An 18,564-nucleotide genomic window follows, 5' to 3' on the forward strand; every position below is an offset into this window, starting at 1 on the left:
TGATAATCCCACTTGATTAATGTCTGATTTATCAGCTTTTATTATAAGTATTATCAATGTCATATTGGGTTAATGGGCAACTTTGCCAGCAAATAAGTGTTACTGATCGCGCAGTCTCTTTTGGGGACGGCTGTTTTACGACCATACATGGCGTTAATCAGCAAGCTAAAATGTTAAATGAGCATATTGCCCGGTTACAGCATGATAGCCAAAGATTAAAAATTGCACAGCCAGATTGGAAAAGCTTAGTAGACCATCTAAAGCAGATTTGTGCAGAGCAAACTCAAGATGAGTTTGTGATTAAAGTTATCCTAAGTCGTGGTGCAGGCGGTAGAGGATATAGCGCGAAAGGTTTTACCTCGCCGACGGTGATAGTCAGTGTTTCTCCCTTCCCAAATAATTATGTTCAGCTACAGTGTAAAGGGGCACGCCTCGTTCTCAGCCAAATTCCGTTAGCTCGTAACCCATTACTAGCAGGAATGAAACACCTCAACCGTCTGGAGCAAGTTCTTATCAAACAAGAGGTTGATGAACTTGATGCAGATGAAGCGATTGTGCTAGACACCGACGGTATTATTGTTGAATGTTGTAGTGCGAATGTTTTCTGGCGAGTTGGGCAAGCAGTATACACCCCAGTTTTATCTCATAGTGGGGTAAATGGATTAATGAGACAAAAGATCATATCACTACTAGAGGATAGCCAGTACCATCTTCAGCAGGTCGAACGCTTTGCTAACGTGTTAACTCATTGTGATGAAGTGATTATTTGTAATACGTTGATGCCAGTTTTACCAGTACAAAGCATTCAAATGAGTCAACAGTGTCCGCCATTGCAATTTGCGTCTCGTGAGTTGTTTGAGTATTTATTTTTGCGTTGCAAAATTTAGTTTTTATAAATGAATTAATTATTACCAACACACGCATTGAAATGGTCAATAAATGAAATTAGCCCAAAAAATCATTCTCATCGCCGTTACCTTGGCTGCTATTGTTGCAGTCGCTGTCTATTGGCAATACCGTCAGGTATTGAACTATACCAAAACGCCTATCAGTATCACACAAGAAAAAATCTTCACAGTTCCTGCAGGAACTGGGCGTGTTGCATTTGAAGGGTTACTTATTGAAGATAAAATTCTTGAAAAAGGGAATGAATTCCAATGGTTGCTCAAGCTACGTCCTGAACTGGCTCAGCTAAAAGCGGGAACTTACCGCCTGCAACCGGGAATGAACGTTGAACAGCTCCTACAATTAATTGTGAGTGGTAAAGAAGCACAGTTTTCAATCCGTTTTATTGAAGGTAATCGCTTGAGTGATTGGGGTAATATTTTACGAGATGCGCCTTATTTAGAGCATAAAACCACCAACTTAACCCCGACAGAACTGCATGCGCTTATTGGGTTTAACGAGGAAGGTACTTTAGAAGGATGGTTGTATCCTGATACCTATTTATACACAGCGGGAACAACAGATGCTGAAATCCTGAAACGTGCTTATAAACGTATGCAAAACAGCCTTGATGAAGAGTGGAAAGGGCGAGATAGGGATTTACCCTATAAAAATGCCTATGAAATGCTTATTATGGCTTCGATTATTGAAAAAGAAACCGGTGTTGATAGTGAAAGGGCCCAAGTTGCTTCCGTGTTTGTTAACCGCCTAAAGAAAAATATGCGTTTGCAAACCGACCCAACCGTCATCTATGGGTTAGGCGACAAGTATCGCGGTAAAATTTATCGTAGTGATTTAGATAATTATACTCCGTACAATACTTATAAGATTGATGGTTTGCCACCCACACCGATTGCGATGCCAAGCCTTGCATCGTTAAAAGCTGCAGCACATCCAGCTAAAACGGATTACATATTCTTTGTCGCAGATGGTAAAGGTGGGCATACTTTTAGTCGTAATTTAAACGACCACAATCGTGCCGTTAAAGTTTACCGCCAATTTGAACAGCAAAACTGATAAAAATGAAAAACCAATTTATTGTTATTGAAGGTCTTGAAGGCGCTGGTAAAACGACAGCAATCAACACGGTTGTCGATACGTTGAACCAAGCCGGGATCACAGATATTGTATTCACTCGTGAGCCTGGGGGCACCCCACTGGCAGAAAAATTACGCGAGCTAGTAAAGCAAGGCATTGCGGGTGATAAGGTCACTGATAAGGCTGAGTTGCTCATGCTTTATGCTGCCCGTGTACAACTGGTTGAAACAGTGATTCGTCCTGCATTAGCGGCGGGCAAATGGGTGGTCGGTGACCGTCATGATTTATCTTCCCAAGCGTATCAGGGTGGTGGACGTGAAATTGACCGTCATTTGATGCAATCATTACGTGACTTAGTGTTGGGGGATTTCAAACCTTCATTAACGTTATACCTTGATTTACCACCTGAATTAGGTTTGCAGCGAGCAAGGTCTAGAGGTGAATTAGATAGAATTGAAAAAGAGTCGTTAGCATTTTTCGAAAGAACACGCCGCCGTTATCTTGAGTTGGCCGCGGGTGATGAAACGATACTCACTATTGATGCAAGCCAAAACATTGAGCAAGTACAGCATGATATTCGCCAAACGCTGACCGAATGGTTAGCGCGTGCTTGATAAACCACATAAGGTATTAATCCCATGAATTGGTATCCTTGGTTAAATGAACCTTACCGACAAATCATTACTGCGTACCAAAGCGGTCGAGGCCACCACGCGTTACTGCTTCATTCAATGCCGGGAAATGGTGCGCAAGCGCTATGCTATGGAATTAGTCGTTGGCTTATTTGCCAAGAAAGAGACGGGCTAAAAAGCTGTGGACAATGCCACAGTTGCCGTTTGATGCTTGCAGGCAATCATCCTGATTATCATATTCTTGAGGTAGAGAAAGGAAAGTCGACTGTTAGTGTCGATGCGGTTAGGAAATTAATTGAAACCTTGAGTCGCCATGCCCAACAAAGTGGTAATAAAGTGGTGTATATTCCACAAGTTGAGGCATTGACGGATGCGGCAGCTAATGCGTTATTGAAAACATTGGAAGAGCCAGCAAAAGACACTTATTTTTTATTAGGAAGTGATAAACAAGAGGATTTGCTTGCAACTATTCGCAGCCGTTGTCTAAGTCATTTCTTACCTGCACCCGATTTACAAATAGCACTCTATTGGCTGCAAAAGCAAAAACCAGGTATTGCTACTGAAAATGCGATAACGGCATTAAAAATATGCCAAGGTGCACCGGTTTCTGCGCTAGCTTTATTGGACGAACAACGTTGGCAAAAACGTAATGCACTATGTCATAGTTTAAGCCATGCATTGCAAACGGGTGATATGTTGAGTTTGCTGCCTAGTTTGAATATCGATGAGGTGCCTGATGCCTTAAATTGGCTACTCAGCTTATTTGCGGATGCCATTAAAATTCAACAAGGTGCGGGGGCTTTTTGCATCAACCAAGATCAGCAGTCTCAAGTCCTACAATTAGCCGGTGCTATGAATCGTACTCAGTTAATAAATATGTATGATAAGTGGTTATATTGCCGTCATCAATTACTGACAGTTCCTGCATTGAATCAGGAACTGATTCTGACAAATCAATTATTACAATGGGAAGCTTCATTGGCTGTCCCTACATTTTAAAAAGAGTTAAATATGTTTGTTGTTGATTCACACTGTCATCTCGACTGTTTAGATTATGAAAAGTTACACACGAATGTCGATGATGTTATCGCAAAGGCCTCGGCTCGTGATGTTCGCTTCATGTTAGCGGTTGCAACGACGTTGCACGGTTTTGAAAGCATGAAGAAAATGATTGGCCTGCGTGACAATATCGCTTTTTCATGTGGTATTCATCCCCTTAATTTAGACGAGGGATATGATTTTGCACGACTAGCACAATTAGCGGCAGGAAACGAAGTCGTTGCGCTAGGAGAAACTGGGCTGGATTACTATTACCAGCAAGAAAATGCTGCACTACAACAAGAGTCTTTTCGTCAGCACATTCGTATCGGTCGTGAAGTGAATAAACCGGTTATTGTACATACTCGTGCGGCACGAGAAGATACGTTATCTATTTTACGCGAAGAAAACGTGATGGATTGTGGCGGGGTATTACACTGCTTTACTGAAGATAAAGATACGGCAGTGGAACTACTCGATTTGGGCATGTATATCTCATTTTCAGGGATCGTCACATTTCGCAATGCGGAACAAATTAGAGAAGCCGCCCGAGTTGTTCCTTTAGATCGCATTTTAGTCGAAACCGACTCGCCATACTTGGCACCAGTTCCTCATCGTGGTAGGGAAAACCAACCTGCGTACGTTCGGGATGTTATTGAGTACATGGCCGTGCTGAAGGGCGTTAGTGTTGAGCAGCTTGCTGAAATTACGACGCAAAACTTCAATCGTTTGTTTCATTTAAATGTTGGTACAAATAACGTATAAATTAGTTCACAAGAACGATTAAATGACTAAGGAAATTGAAATGGCAGAAGAAACGATTTTCAGTAAAATTATCCGTCGCGAGATCCCGGCAGATGTGGTTTACCAAGACGAACTTGTCACGGCATTTCGTGACATTTCACCACAAGCACCATCACATATTCTTATCATCCCTAATAAATTAATTCCGACTGTGAATGATGTTACTGCGGACGACGAACTAGCGTTAGGTCGTTTGTTTACTGTAGCGGCTAAAATTGCCAAAGAAGAAGGTATTGCAGAGAATGGTTACCGTTTAATCATGAACTGTAATGAACATTCAGGCCAAGAAGTGTTTCATATCCACATGCATCTAGTGGGTGGTCGCCCATTAGGCCCTCTATTGGCGAAATAATAAGGTATAGGGGTCGACGATGAACCGTATTGCATTACTTGCTTTGGTAACCGTGTTGCTAAGTGGTTGCGTATTTAAAAAGACACAAGGACTGGTTTTTAATGAGCAACAGCGCATCATTATGGAGCCAGCAGTACTTGCACAAGGGGTCATTGTCGAAAACCCAGTGATAGGTAATGAAAATCACCAAACTATCGCCACGATCAATATGAGTAATTCGCAATCTGAAGTGGTCAATATTGCTTATCGTTTATATTGGTATGATAAGCAAGGGTTAAAAGTAGACACTTCAAATATTATGCATCAGCAAATTGCGGCGAATTCTGTTGCGAAAGTTCGTGCCGTGACTTCCTCTCCACGTGCAACAAATGTACGTGTTCATGTATTTTTATCGCCAAAGGCCGGAGAATAATAATGAAACGCATTTTAATGGTTGCTGCCGCGACATTAATTTTGGCTGGCTGCCCTTCATATCCACCTCAACAACCAGGTACACAACCCCCGATAGTGCCCGTCGAGCCTGAAAAACAACCGGAAGTGACTCCGCCACCCGTTGATGTTGTGCCAACTCCACCAAAACAACAAACTATAGATTGGTCAGCTTCCATTACGCCTTTAGTTAATCAAATGGTGAGTGCGGATGGGGTAGAAAGTGGCAAAGTATTGTTAGTTGACTCAGTGAAAAATAATACGAATGGCTCACTGCCTGTGCAGGCTGTGACATCAGTTATGACAACCGCGGTTGAAAATACGAATCGCTTTAAAGTTGTTCCTGCCAGTGTGGTGAGTTCTGCACGTAAAACACTCGGTTTATCACAAGAAGACAGCTTAGTAACCCGTAGCAAAGCGATAGGGTTAGGCCGCTATGTTCAAGCAGAGTATGTGATCTACAGCGTGATGTCAGGCTCCAACAAAGAAAGAAGCCTTGAAATGCAATTGATGGAAGTGCAAACAGGTGAAATTATTTGGACTGGAAAGCACAATATTGAGTAACCCGCAGTCGCTTTTTCGGCTGTTAGCGTTGTGTTTTCCAACAATCTCTGTCCATGATTGGAAAATATCTTCGCTAACAGGGCTATCAGGTGGAAGCTTTTTGTTGCAATGTTCCTTATCTGGTAGTGAAATAAAGCTTATCGCGCGCGCTGATGGAAATGCACAAACTGCTTTGTATGTTGACCGAAAGAAAGAAGCGCGGATATTGCAGCAATTACGCGCTTATTCATTTACACCTAAAGTGATTGGCCGAAATGCGCAATGGTTATTATTAGGGTGGTGTGAAGGACAACACCCTGATAATAATACTTTTCTGTTACCTAGTTTTCAGTGCGAGCTTGCAAATATAGTCACACAATTACATCGCGCTCCACTGCTGGGGTATCATTTACAACTACGCGATGAAATATCACATTATGGCTATTTAATTGATAAAAAAAGGTTTTCGCCTCGCTGGAAAAAATTACATCGTCATTTTACCTCTGATGCATTTCCCAAAACGCTGAAACTGGCTCCTGCCCATATGGATATTCATGCAAAAAATATTGTTCGTACATCAACAGGGCAGTTAATGCTATTGGATTGGGAATATGCAGCCAATACAGATATCGCTTTTTCTTTAGAAACCTATTTTCAATTTAATGGTCTGACTGACATTCAGCGAGATTTTTTCTTAACGCAATATTGTGATATTCACGGTGCTTATCGTGACAAACAGCAATTGGCGAAAAGCTGTCAATCATGGGCACCTTGGGTAAAATATATGACATTAATGTGGTATGAAGTGCAGTGGAATGAAAGCCAGTCATCTGACTTTTTGTTACACTCACAGTCTTTAAGACAATATTTTGGTTTATTAGGTTGATGGCTGAAAGCTATCAGAAAACAGTATCGAATTGAGATAATTTGTTTAATAAGTGAGGCATGTTATGGGCCCTATAATGCTAGATGTTCAGGGTTATGAATTGGACAATGAAGAGCGCGAAATATTAGCACACCCATCCGTGGGCGGCTTAATATTATTTACCCGTAACTTTCATGATGCAGCGCAATTACGAGAGCTTGTTCGCCAAATTCGTGACGCATCAAGACACCGGTTATTGATAGCCGTTGACCAAGAAGGTGGTCGAGTACAGCGTTTTCGTGATGGTTTCACCGCATTGCCTTCTGCTCAGGCATTTGCCGCGCTCAATAGTGAAATGGATGGCGCCAAGCTTGCTGAAGAGGCGGGCTGGTTAATGGCATCAGAGATGATAGCCATGGATATTGATATTAGTTTCGCACCTGTTCTGGACCTTGGCCATCAAAGTATTGCGATAGGCGAACGCTCATTCCACGAAGATCCTGAAATTGCCATGGTTATGGCGGAGCGTTTTATTAAAGGCATGCGCAGTGCGGGAATGAAAACAACAGGAAAACACTTTCCTGGTCATGGCGCTGTGAAAGCTGACTCACACAAAGAAACACCACGCGATGACCGCACTTTAGAGAAGATCCGTGGTAAAGATATGTTGATATTTAAAGATTTTATTCAACGAGAGCTACTCGATGCGGTTATGCCTGCCCATGTTATTTATACTCAAGCTGATGACCGTCCGGCGAGTGGATCGCCATTTTGGTTAAAATCAGTATTGAGAGAACAACTTGGGTTTCAGGGGGTTATCTTCTCTGATGATTTATCGATGGAAGGTGCGGCGGTTATGGGAAGTTATCCCGAGAGAGCACAGGCTTCATTGAATGCTGGGTGTGACATGATTTTAGTCTGTAATAATCGTGAAGGTGCTGTCAGTATTTTAGATAATTTACCAAAACAACATGATAGCCAAGCTTCTAAGCTATATCATAGTGGTCGACAATATAGCTTAACAGAATTACAAGCCGTTGGGCGTTGGAAAGAAAGTCATCGTCAACTGGTTGACTTGCATTCACGTTGGCAAGAACATCGCTAATAATTTCAATGATATCTAAAGGGCCAGTATTTTATTTACTGGCCTTTTTTGTATCAATACACATCATAAAGTCCATGATTATGCATAAATAAAATAATAAAATTATTGCCCACAGTAAAAGTTACCCGTAACTTCATTAATAATTGCACAGTTAATCTCAATGTTATTTGAAATTGCTTTAGATAAAATGAATCAATACTTATTTCACTATTAAAAATAATTAGATGATTTTTTATTGAAATAAAAATATTAATAATTATATTTATTGTTAATTGTATTTTGAGTTTATTTAAAATAAATAACTGGAAATTTGGATTATGGTCTGTTTTTTCATTTGGTTGGAATTATTAAATATGATTATGATACTTTTAATCATGAAATCGATTATCTTCAAAAGTTAAGATAATTTTAAATTAATGAAACATAAGATGAGTTAAAGGGGGAGGGAATCACTAAGTCATGCTTATCATTTACTCAAATGTTACTTAATTGAAATTGAACGCTAGGGAATAATGCTTTCTTCTATGAGGAATTAAATAAAACATTCATAGATTGGTTATACACCTATCAGCAATATGCATTTATATGTGAAATTTTATTAGGTTATATTTTATTCATAAGTCTTTATATGTATCAAGCTGATTACAAATATCCATTTAAATCTGTGTTTTAACCAGATATAAATGAATTACTTATTAAATCCTATCCAAATGAAAGATTTACACATTAAGAATCCCTTAAGATAAAACGTGATCAATATCACTATTAGTGGGTAGTTTAATGCAACCGATGTAACGTGTTGTGACAGCGATCGTTTTAATTGACATAAAATTACGATAGCATTCGTATTATTAAAGATTTATGACAATTTAGAGTGATAAGTAATCAATTAAAAAAAACAGCAATTTAGAAGTTGTATTTTAAGTTAAATATTCAAATTTGTTTGAGATGATTATTTCTCAGGGGCATCTTTTGTCATAAAAAATAGATAAGTAATAGAGTGGTAATTATTTTTTAATGGGTAAGTGTAGCGTCATTGCTTGAATTTTAAGTTAAATAAACGCGCAATGTGAGTAGTGTGTCATTATCGATTAAATAATATATTTATGTAATCCCTATAAGGGATACCTCTATTCATAGAAATAAGTAAACACAAATGCAGACGAATACTGTATTAAATTTTTTTAAAAATGACTTATGTGTTTGAAATGGATGTATCTGTTTGTCTTTAAGTGAAATTATTTTATTAAGCTAAAAATAAAAATGGTGTTTTGTTGTTCATGGAAACATGGTACAGCATAAAATTAATTCAAATAATCATTAACTAGGTTAATTCCAATGAAAGTTAAAAATATTGCGTTATTAATGCTTTCTCCTTGCTATTTAGCTGTAGCAATGGCAAATGCCAGTAACTGGGAAGATTCTATCAAGGAAAATTCATTCATTGCGGATTCGGAGCTAGAGCTGTCAACCCGTAACATGTGGAAATACTTAAAAACAGAAAACCGTTTTGATAAAGACGAAAACCGTTATAGAAAACAAGTAGCGAATGCTTGGGGTCAAAACTTTCAAGCGGATTTCAAATCAGGTTATTTCGCTGACATCATTGGTTTTGACGCTTCCTATTATGGTGGTATCAAGTTAGGCGCAAGTAAAGACTTCGCCTCCCGTGCAATTTTATATAATGATGATGGCCATGCGAAAGGGTACAACAAAATTGGTCAACGTTATGCAAAAGTGAAACTAGACCTTGAGCCAGTGAAATTTAATGCCAAAGCAGGTTGGTTTACACTGAAAAATACGGGTATTTTCACGAATTCACAGCGTTTATCATTGAACAGCTATAGCGGTTACTACACGAATACTGCGATCAGTGATTGGAGTTTGGATTTATTATATCTCGATAAAAAAGTTATGCGTCGTGATAGCCCAAATATTGATGCCATGTATTTTACTGATGCTAACGGCGTTCGACACAATGTTAATCATGTCATCACGGGTGGAATTAACTACAATACTAAACTATTGAAAGTTTACTATTTCTATGGTCAAGCCGATGATTTATTCCGTCAGCAAGGTTTAGAAGCGAAATATAAACTAACTTCAGATGTCACTTTAGGTACGCAGATCTATAACCATGAATATGGTAGTGACGGTAAGCGTACTGAGACCGATAAACAAAAAGGTAAGCGTAATTTTGACAAGCGTGCTTGGCACTATGCAGGAACGGCAGAATGGCGTATCCCTGAATCGCCTTGGACGCTAAGCACAGGCTTAACTTACACCCAAGCGAAAAAAGCGAACGGTGTCGGACAATTTGCGCGTAACCCAATTGGTAACACGCGTGGCCGTTTTAACTCTCCAGCTTATGCAGATATCGACTACGTACGTGATGGCGAAACCATGATTGCAATGGCGGCTGAATATCGTATCAGCAAAGAACTGTCTGTTGGTGCCCGTACCAACTATTCAGAATTTAAATATGAAGGTGAAAGATTAAAGCAAGGCCAATTTGGTCTGTTTAGCTATTGGAAACCAACTGAGAATCTATCCGTGTCATTAAGTGGTGGTTTGGGTTGGCACCACCAGCAAGAAAACGACTACACAACGCCAAAATTATATGATGGGCACTCACGTCGTGCACATTCGTTATCTGGATCAATGACAACGACTTACCGTTTTAAAATGTAGTCGATAATTGAAAAAGATTAAAAAAAGGTAGGATAAATGAAACATAAAATTGGATTACTCACACTGCTTATCTCTGGTGCACTCTTGGCGGGTTGTGCTCCCAAAAATACAGATACTGTAAAAGTACAAGTCATAGGTATTAATGATTTCCATGGTGCTTTACAAGCTCCGGGTGATGGTAAATTAGGCGGAATTGAGTCAATTGCAACACTGGTTAATCAATTAAGAGCACAAAACGATAAAACTATCGTGGTTGGCGCTGGTGACTTAGTAGGGGCTAGCCCATTACTGTCATCAATGTTCTATGACGAACCCACAATTGAAGCGCTAAGCGCGATTGGTATGGAAACCAGCGCAGTTGGTAACCATGAGTTTGATAAAGGTAAAGAAGAGCTGCTGAGAAAACAAAACGGTGGCTGTCACCCAACCGCAGGTTGCGTGGGTAAAGATTCCTTTGCGGGTGCTGATTTTAACTACTTAGCAGCTAACGTTATTGTTAAAGAAACAGGTGAAACTCTGTTCCCATCTTACTTTATTAAAGAGTTTGATGGCATTCCAATGGCATTTATTGGTTTAACGTTAGAAGGTACACCTGCTATCGTAACGCCAAGTGGAACGGCAGGGTTAGAATTCAAAAATGAAGTTGAAACTATCAATAACCAAGTTAAGTTATTAAAAGCACAGGGTATTAATAGTATCGGTGTTTTGATCCATGAAGGCGCAACACAACAAGTTGACACTAAAGTTAAAGATATTAACCGTTGTGATAATATCAAAGGCCCAATTGTTGATATCGTTAAACAGTTAGATACTAATGTAGACTTTGTTGTTAGTGGCCATACGCACCAAGCATATAATTGTGAAATCAATGGAATGACAGTAATTTCTGCTCAATCTAATGGGACTTTATTGTCTCAATTAAATATTGAGATTGATAGAAATACGAAAGATATTGTTAGCATCAATGCAAAAAATATCCCCGTTGAAACCAGCCGTTATGAGAAAAACCCTGAGTTAACCACCTTCGTACAAAAATACGAAAAAATTGCCTTACCTATTTCACAGCAAGTGATGGGGTCTTTGACGGCTAATGTGGATAAAAAATTATTACCAGCAGGGGATTCTACCTTAGGTAAGATTATTGCAGATGGTCAATTATATGCAGCCTCCAGTAAAGAAGCAGGCGGTGCACAAATTGCATTTATGAACAGTGGCGGTATTCGCGCTGACATGAAAGCAGGGGAATTGACTTATGGTGACATTTTCACGGTGCAACCGTTCTCTAATGTGGTTGTCACACAGTCACTGACAGGTGCTCAAATCAAGCAAGCACTTGAGCAACAATGGGATCGTGCTCGTCCGCAAGTTATGCCTGTTTCTAAAGGTTTTTACTACGAGTGGGATGACAGCCGCCCAGTGGGTGACAAAGTTATTCAAAAATCAATGAAATTAAACGGTAAGCCCTTAGACATGAATAAAAGCTATCGTGTTGCTGCAAATGAATTCTTAGCAACTGGTGGTAGCCGTTTCTCTGCCTTTAATCAAGGTAAAGACCGTGTTTATAGCCTTCCAGACAACGAAGCATTAATGCAATACTTTAAAGATAACTCGCCAGTTTCAGTTCCAACTGATGTGCGTATCAAGAAAATTAAATAATAAAATTTAATATTTCATGAAAAACTCTGAGGGTGTTTATCATCCTTGGAGTTTTTTTTGTGCTTTATTTAGAGGTATGTTGAAAATGAGAAGAGGGTAATTGATTATGCGCAACAAATAAAAAATGATAGAATAATGATTCTCATTATCACCATTCTATCTGTGGAATTAAACAATTGATTGATATAAATACCAAAAAGCTGACTCGATTCATTTGGTGGAAAAAATGATTTGACGAATGTGATCGTAGTCATAATAATCAACTAAATTGATGTGAATCAATATTTGGTATTACCAATAGACCACTCATGATATTCTAGTTGGTATGGAAGGAGCTGTGGCTAATTATTGTTATATAAGGCTTTTCTAGATGAGAAGCCTTAAATAACATTAATATATTTTGTTTCGAGGGATTTATGACCTTATCTCAACCCAAAATCATCGTTGTAGGCGGCGGTGCTGGTGGATTAGAACTGGCAACACGTTTAGGCCGTAAGTTGGGCCGTAAGAAACGTGCACAAATTACGTTGGTTGACCGCAACCCGAGTCATTTATGGAAACCGCTATTGCATGAAGTTGCGACAGGTTCTTTAGATGATGGCGTCGATGCGATAAGCTATCTGGCTCATGCTCGCCATAATGCGTTCAATTTCCAACTGGGTTCACTAACGAATATTGACCGTGAAAATAAAACAGTCGTTCTCGGTGAACTTTATGATAAGCATGGTGAATTATTAGTTCCTTTGCGTGAGCTTGAGTACGATATTTTAGTCATGGCATTAGGCAGTACTTCGAATGATTTTGGTACACCGGGTGTTAAAGAACATTGTATTTTCCTAGATAACCCACACCAAGCGCACCGTTTTCACGATGAAATGTTAAATCTATTTTTACGTTATTCAGTACGCGATAACGCAGAAGAGAGCGTTAATATTGCCATTGTTGGGGGGGGAGCTACGGGGGTTGAGTTATCTGCTGAACTCTATAATGCGGTTGAGCAATTAACCAGTTATGGTTTTAAAGGGTTAGACACAGATGCACTGAATGTCACATTAGTTGAAGCAGGCGAGCGTATCCTACCCGCTTTACCTCCGCGAATTTCAAGTGCTGCGCACCAAGAACTTAATAAGCTAGGTGTAAATGTATTGACGAAAACTATGGTAACCAGTGCTGATGCAGATGGTTTGAATACGAAAGAAGATGGTAAAATTCATGCAGACCTAATGGTTTGGGCAGCGGGGATTAAAGCACCTGATTTCATGAAAGATATCGCTGGATTAGAAACAAACCGTATTAACCAATTGGTAGTAAAGCCGACATTGCAAACGTCTCGTGATGATATGATTTTTGCTATTGGCGATTGCGCATCTTGTGCTAAGCCAGAAGGGGGCTTTGTTCCTCCAAGAGCACAGTCAGCCCACCAAATGGCCAGCCTTTGTTATGACAATATTGTTGCTTTAATGAAAGGCAAACCTTTAAAAGAGTATGTATATAAAGACCATGGCTCATTAGTTTCACTATCTCGATTTAGTACAGTTGGTAGCTTAATGGGGAATTTAATGCGTGGGGATATGATGGTAGAAGGGCGAATTGCGCGTTTTGTATACATTTCTTTATATCGTATGCACCAAATTGCATTACATGGTTACATTAAGACAGGGCTAATGATGCTTGTTGGCAGTATTAACAGAATTATTCGACCAAAGTTAAAACTGCATTAATCTACGAGTAGTTACTGGTTTAATTTGGTTTGATGATCGCCATGCACCTGTGTATTTATATAACAGGTGCATGTTTTTTTGTATTTTATAATGATAAATAGGTATGCTAATAAAGTATATTAACTGAATCTGTCAAGGTTTATTTATGTTAAATATTACTTGGAAAAACTATTTAGATCAAATTTAAGAGATTGAATATCGATTATATTGCCACTATTACTTATATATTCTATTTAAATGAAATTAAAACCTACAAATTAATATATATTGAGTCAATATAATTTAGCTTACCTTAAGTTTAAAATAATTTAAGTATAAATGTATTTATATAACGAAAAGTTATCATGGAAATCACTCCATCTATCTTATTGATTATTAATTATAAAATAACGCATTCAATTGAGGTGATATGTGAAGTTGCACTAATGGTGAAACTTATGGTTTCTAATACAGTTATAATAAATACTTGTTTTGATGATAAATTAAGATAATTCCAAAAAACAATACAAATAGTACGTAATTATCGAATTATTTTAGATTGTGGTTACAATAGATGCGGCATATTTTAATAAGGGTTAATACAATGAAGCTAAAATTTAAGTTGTTATTAGCAACTGTAGTGGCATTCGTTATTGTATTGCTCGTGACTTTATTCAACCAAGAACCTGAAACGAAATTGGCGACAGTGTTATCTGTCGAGCCGATCAAAGCTAATCGCCTTGTTGAGTACCAAAATTGTACAGTAACAGGAGTCTTAGGCACGTTTAACCAACAATCCCTTTCTCGGTTTCATCCTGCACAAAGCGAATGCAAAATGATTTTCATGATTGAAGCGTTACAAGGGAAAGGCTTTCCATCTCTGTTTGATATGCAAAATCAAACCTGTGTTAACACACAAAAAATGGAATTAGTTATTGTTGGATATGACGTCGTTTACCAAATTGATAAAAGCATTGGGAAAGTTAGAACATCCTATGAACCATCAATGTTTATTCCTTTGGATGACAAAGGGCGCTTAGTGCTAACATCATCTAATTCAGTGTGTGAAACCATGCGCAGTGATATAAAAGAATTATTACCATTTTATTGTTTGCAACAAAATGAATTGCCAATCACCAGAAACTCATCAACAATCTTAGAACTGCAACCGAACAAAAATACATTTGGCTTTATGGAATAATAATTATACAAAAATTATAGAGATAAAAGGCTACACGAAAGTAGCCTTTTATCATTTTATAGCTTTAAACCTAGATAATTTGGTGTTCTTCAAATCCGATAAGTAACTGCTTAATAAATTCTAGTCGAGAGGCTCGTTCTGTTAAATCGTGGAAAAATTTTAGTCGAACAGGGCCATCTAACCGATAAGTTTGTGGCTGGTTTTGTAATAAGCTGATTAAGAAACTTGGATCGACTTTATTTTTATCACCAAATTCAATAAAACCACCTTTTTCATGGGCTTCAATACGTTTAATACCAAGGGATTGCGCTTGTAATCGAATAGCTGCGTTAGCTAACAGGAATTTACCTGCGTCAGGTAAGCTGCCAAAGCGGTCGATTAGCTCTGTACGCAATTCATCGAGCTCCTGACTATTTTTAGCACTGGCTATTCGTTTATAGAAAGATAAGCGAATGTTCACATCGTGAATATAGTCGTCTGGCAGCAGAACAGGCATGCGTAATTCAACTTCGGTTTGTTGGCTAGTTAAATCTTCCAATGAAGGCTCGCGCCCCTCTTTTAGCGCATCAACAGCACTTTCTAGCAGTTCCATATAGAGGGTAAAACCAATCGTGGTCATTTGGCCACTTTGATCTTCACCAAGTAATTCACCTGCACCGCGAATTTCTAAATCGTGAGTTGCTAGAGCAAACCCCGCACCTAAATCCTCCAGTGAAGAAAGGGCTTCAAGGCGTTTATGAGCATCAGTGGTCATCGCTTTTGGATGTGGTGTGAGCAAGTATGCATAAGCTTGGTGGTGAGAACGTCCTACTCGGCCACGCAGTTGATGGAGTTGAGCTAACCCGAAATGGTCAGCACGCTCAATAATAATAGTATTCGCTGTTGGTATATCAATACCCGTTTCAATAATTGTAGTGCATATCAATACATTAAAACGTTGATGGTGGAAATCCGTCATAACGCGCTCTAATTCACGTTCGCGCATTTGACCATGGCCAACAACAAAGCGTGCCTCAGGAACTAACTCTTCAAGGCGTGCCTTTGCCTTTTCAATATTTTCAACATCATTGTAAAGGTAATAAACTTGGCCGCCACGTAAAGTTTCTCGTAAAATTGCTTCACGGACAACTAAGTCATCATATTGGCGAACAAAGGTTTTCACAGCCAAACGGCGAGCTGGTGGTGTGGCGATAATCGATAAATCACGCATGCCACTCATGGCCATGTTAAGAGTACGAGGGATCGGTGTGGCTGTCAGTGTTAGGATATCAACGTCTGCACGCATAGCTTTGATGCGTTCTTTATGGCGGACACCAAAGCGGTGCTCTTCATCGACGACGAGTAAGCCTAAATCTTTCCATACTAAGTCACTTTGCAGTAACTTATGGGTACCAATTAGAATATCAACTTTACCTTCAGCAGTTTGTGCAATAATTTGTTGTTGCTCTTTCGCTGTTTTAAAGCGTGATAACATTTCGATGCGGACAGGCCAGTTAGCAAACCTATCTTTAAAATTATCGTAATGCTGTTGGGCAAGTAGTGTCGTGGGCACTAAAACGGCAACTTGCTTGTTATTATTAATCGCCAAGAATGCGGCTCGCATTGCCACTTCGGTTTTACCAAAGCCTACATCGCCACAAACCAATCGGTCCATGGCTAAGGGTTGGCACATATCGCTGAGAACGGCATTGATAGCGACTTCTTGGTCAGGTGTCGTTTCGAAAGGAAAGCCTTGGCAAAATTCTTGGTATTGTTGTTTATCATGCTTGAAAGCAAAGCCCGCTTTAGCTGCACGTTGTGCATAGATATCAAGAAGTTCAGCCGCAACATCGCGCACTTTTTCTGCGGCTTTTTGACGGGCTCGCCCCCAGCTATCACTACCTAATTTATGCAATGGGGCGTTTTCATCAGCGCCACCCGCATAACGGCTAATTAAATGGAGTGAAGAAACTGGAACATACAGTTTATCATTGCCTGCATAGGTTAAAATTAAATATTCAGCTTTAATACCACCCGCTTCTAAGGTAATCAAACCTTGGTAACGACCTACACCGTGTTCAATATGAACAACGGGTTGCCCAGGGCGCAATTCAGCTAAATTGCGAATGAGGGTATCTGTATTTATGGTGCGGCGATTATCTGTTCGGCGGCGAACAATTCGCTCCCCAAGTAAATCACTTTCGCAAATTAATGCCCTATGGATATCGGATTGAATAAAGCCATGCTCAGCGGCCCCAATCGTGATGGCAAATCGGCTGTCAGTAGGGTGAGTATAGCTTTGAATAATATCAGGCCGAATTTTTAAACGTGCTAAGAGCTCGGTAACAGTTTCACGCCGGCCTTCACTTTCCACAGAAAAGACGATAGTTCCATCAAACTGTTCAGTAAACTGCCGCAATTTTTCGAGCGGTGTTTTACTTTGCCCCTGTGTGCTGATATCCGGTAATGGCAGGTAATCTAAATTGGTATTTGCCGCTTTTTTGGGCAGAGACTCGGGTGATAATTGAATACGAGGCCATTTTTTTAACGATTGATTCAGTTGTTCAACAGTTAGCCATAGCTCTGAAGGTGGGAGCAATGGGCGCATTGGGTCGACACCACGGCTTTCATACCGCTGCTGAGTATCAACCTGAAAGCGTTCAGCCGCTTCTTGTAAGCTCTGCGAAACAATTAAACTTGATGGTGGTAAATACTCAAATAACGATGGCAGTGGCTGCGCGAAGAATAAAGGCTGCCAATACTCTATACCTGTTGGTAAGGTATTCTTACTGACCTGCTGGTAAATATGTTCTGGATCACGGCGAACTTCAAAGCGCTCGCGCCATTGGCTGCGAAAACGTTCAATAGCGTCTTTATCGGTCGGAAATTCATGAGCTGGCAGTAAATTAATTTGTTCTACTTCTTCGAGTGTTCTTTGCGAGTCAACGTCAAAAGTTCGCAAGCTATCAATTTCATCATCGAAGAAATCAATACGAAATGGCAATGAACTTCCCATAGGATATAAATCGAGTAAAGCGCCACGTGTGGCATATTCACCATGTTCTAAAACTTGTTCTACATGGCGATAACCAGCGTTATCGAGTTCATTACGTAAGTTATCTCGGGAAAGTTTGTCACCTTTTGCCATCACTAAGGCATGGCTGGTTAAAAAGTCAGCAGGACAGACTTTTTGCATCAGTGTATTGACGGGAAGAATTAACGCGCCTTTTTGTAAACTGGATAAGCGGTACAGTGTCGATAAACGATGAGAAATAATTTCCTGATGGGGAGAGAAATTGTCATATGGCAATGTTTCCCAGTCAGAAAGTGTCTCTATAGGGTGTTTTGTAAACTGTTGAATTTCATCTCTTAAACGTAATGCATTTTGCATATCACGTGTCACGATGATAACAGGCCCTTGATGACGTTGTATTATTTCTCCACATTCAAGTGCACCAGCCGCCCCGATAAGGCAACCTAAATGGCGAACATCGCCACTACGACTAGGGAGTTCATAACGAAATTTTGACAACATAGAAATCTTCGGTATCTCACAGCGGTTAGTAAGCAGTTAAACAAGAGTTAG

General features: G+C 39.6%; 15 protein-coding genes. 14 read left to right on the forward strand and 1 reads right to left on the reverse strand.

The window, feature by feature from the left end:
- Positions 1-56 precede the first annotated feature (56 nt).
- From pabC to umoD, 14 genes are all read left to right on the forward strand, one after another.
- Complete coding sequence (gene pabC / locus ACU696_RS11095) at positions 57-887, forward strand: aminodeoxychorismate lyase (protein ID WP_004911820.1); 831 nt, start codon at positions 57-59, stop codon at positions 885-887.
- 52 nt (positions 888-939) lie between these two features.
- Entirely contained in the window at positions 940-1,962 is a 1,023-nt protein-coding gene (mltG, locus tag ACU696_RS11100; RefSeq protein WP_209102156.1) for an endolytic transglycosylase MltG, read from the forward strand.
- A gap of 5 nt (positions 1,963-1,967) precedes the next feature.
- Positions 1,968-2,597, forward strand: coding sequence for a dTMP kinase (tmk, locus tag ACU696_RS11105; protein WP_209102158.1), 630 nt, complete (start codon positions 1,968-1,970; stop codon positions 2,595-2,597).
- Positions 2,598-2,621: 24 nt separating this feature from the next.
- Complete coding sequence (holB, locus tag ACU696_RS11110; RefSeq protein ID WP_004911812.1) at positions 2,622-3,614, forward strand: DNA polymerase III subunit delta'; 993 nt, start codon at positions 2,622-2,624, stop codon at positions 3,612-3,614.
- A 12-nt stretch (positions 3,615-3,626) separates the two neighbouring features.
- The gene (locus ACU696_RS11115) at positions 3,627-4,418 is read left to right on the forward strand and encodes a metal-dependent hydrolase (protein WP_109911601.1); all 792 of its coding nucleotides are present in this window, start codon (positions 3,627-3,629) and stop codon (positions 4,416-4,418) included.
- A gap of 40 nt (positions 4,419-4,458) precedes the next feature.
- A complete protein-coding gene (gene hinT / locus ACU696_RS11120; RefSeq protein WP_004911802.1) occupies positions 4,459-4,809 on the forward strand; it encodes a purine nucleoside phosphoramidase in 351 nt (116 codons plus the stop codon).
- Positions 4,810-4,828: 19 nt separating this feature from the next.
- Positions 4,829-5,221, forward strand: a complete 393-nt coding sequence (locus ACU696_RS11125) for a YcfL family protein (RefSeq protein WP_004911800.1) — start codon at positions 4,829-4,831, stop codon at positions 5,219-5,221.
- Positions 5,222-5,223: 2 nt separating this feature from the next.
- Positions 5,224-5,802, forward strand: a complete 579-nt coding sequence (gene lpoB / locus ACU696_RS11130; RefSeq protein WP_004911798.1) for a penicillin-binding protein activator LpoB — start codon at positions 5,224-5,226, stop codon at positions 5,800-5,802.
- Positions 5,765-6,667 carry a phosphotransferase gene (locus tag ACU696_RS11135; RefSeq protein WP_226537901.1) on the forward strand — a complete coding sequence of 301 codons (903 nt, stop codon included), beginning with the start codon at positions 5,765-5,767 and terminating at the stop codon, positions 6,665-6,667. The genes lpoB and ACU696_RS11135 overlap by 38 nt, the downstream gene beginning before the upstream one ends.
- 64 nt (positions 6,668-6,731) lie before the next feature.
- Positions 6,732-7,751 (forward strand): beta-N-acetylhexosaminidase, encoded by a 1,020-nt coding sequence (gene nagZ, locus ACU696_RS11140; RefSeq protein ID WP_198634789.1) that lies wholly within the window; start codon positions 6,732-6,734, stop codon positions 7,749-7,751.
- A 1,338-nt stretch (positions 7,752-9,089) separates the two neighbouring features.
- Complete coding sequence (locus ACU696_RS11145; RefSeq protein WP_209102160.1) at positions 9,090-10,442, forward strand: OprD family outer membrane porin; 1,353 nt, start codon at positions 9,090-9,092, stop codon at positions 10,440-10,442.
- Between the two features lie 36 nt (positions 10,443-10,478).
- On the forward strand, positions 10,479-12,098 hold the full coding sequence (locus ACU696_RS11150) for a bifunctional metallophosphatase/5'-nucleotidase (protein ID WP_110731989.1): 1,620 nt from the start codon (positions 10,479-10,481) through the stop codon (positions 12,096-12,098).
- Between the two features lie 416 nt (positions 12,099-12,514).
- The gene (locus tag ACU696_RS11155; protein WP_004911786.1) at positions 12,515-13,819 is read left to right on the forward strand and encodes an NAD(P)/FAD-dependent oxidoreductase; all 1,305 of its coding nucleotides are present in this window, start codon (positions 12,515-12,517) and stop codon (positions 13,817-13,819) included.
- Between the two features lie 583 nt (positions 13,820-14,402).
- Positions 14,403-14,999, forward strand: coding sequence for a UmoD family flagellar biogenesis regulator (gene umoD / locus ACU696_RS11160; protein ID WP_004911784.1), 597 nt, complete (start codon positions 14,403-14,405; stop codon positions 14,997-14,999).
- A 70-nt stretch (positions 15,000-15,069) separates the two neighbouring features.
- Here umoD and mfd read toward each other — a convergent pair whose 3' ends face one another.
- Complete coding sequence (gene mfd / locus ACU696_RS11165; protein ID WP_209102162.1) at positions 15,070-18,513, reverse strand: transcription-repair coupling factor; 3,444 nt, start codon at positions 18,511-18,513, stop codon at positions 15,070-15,072.
- Between the last annotated feature and the right edge of the window lie 51 nt (positions 18,514-18,564).

The organism is Providencia sp. PROV_01, from assembly GCF_053098325.1.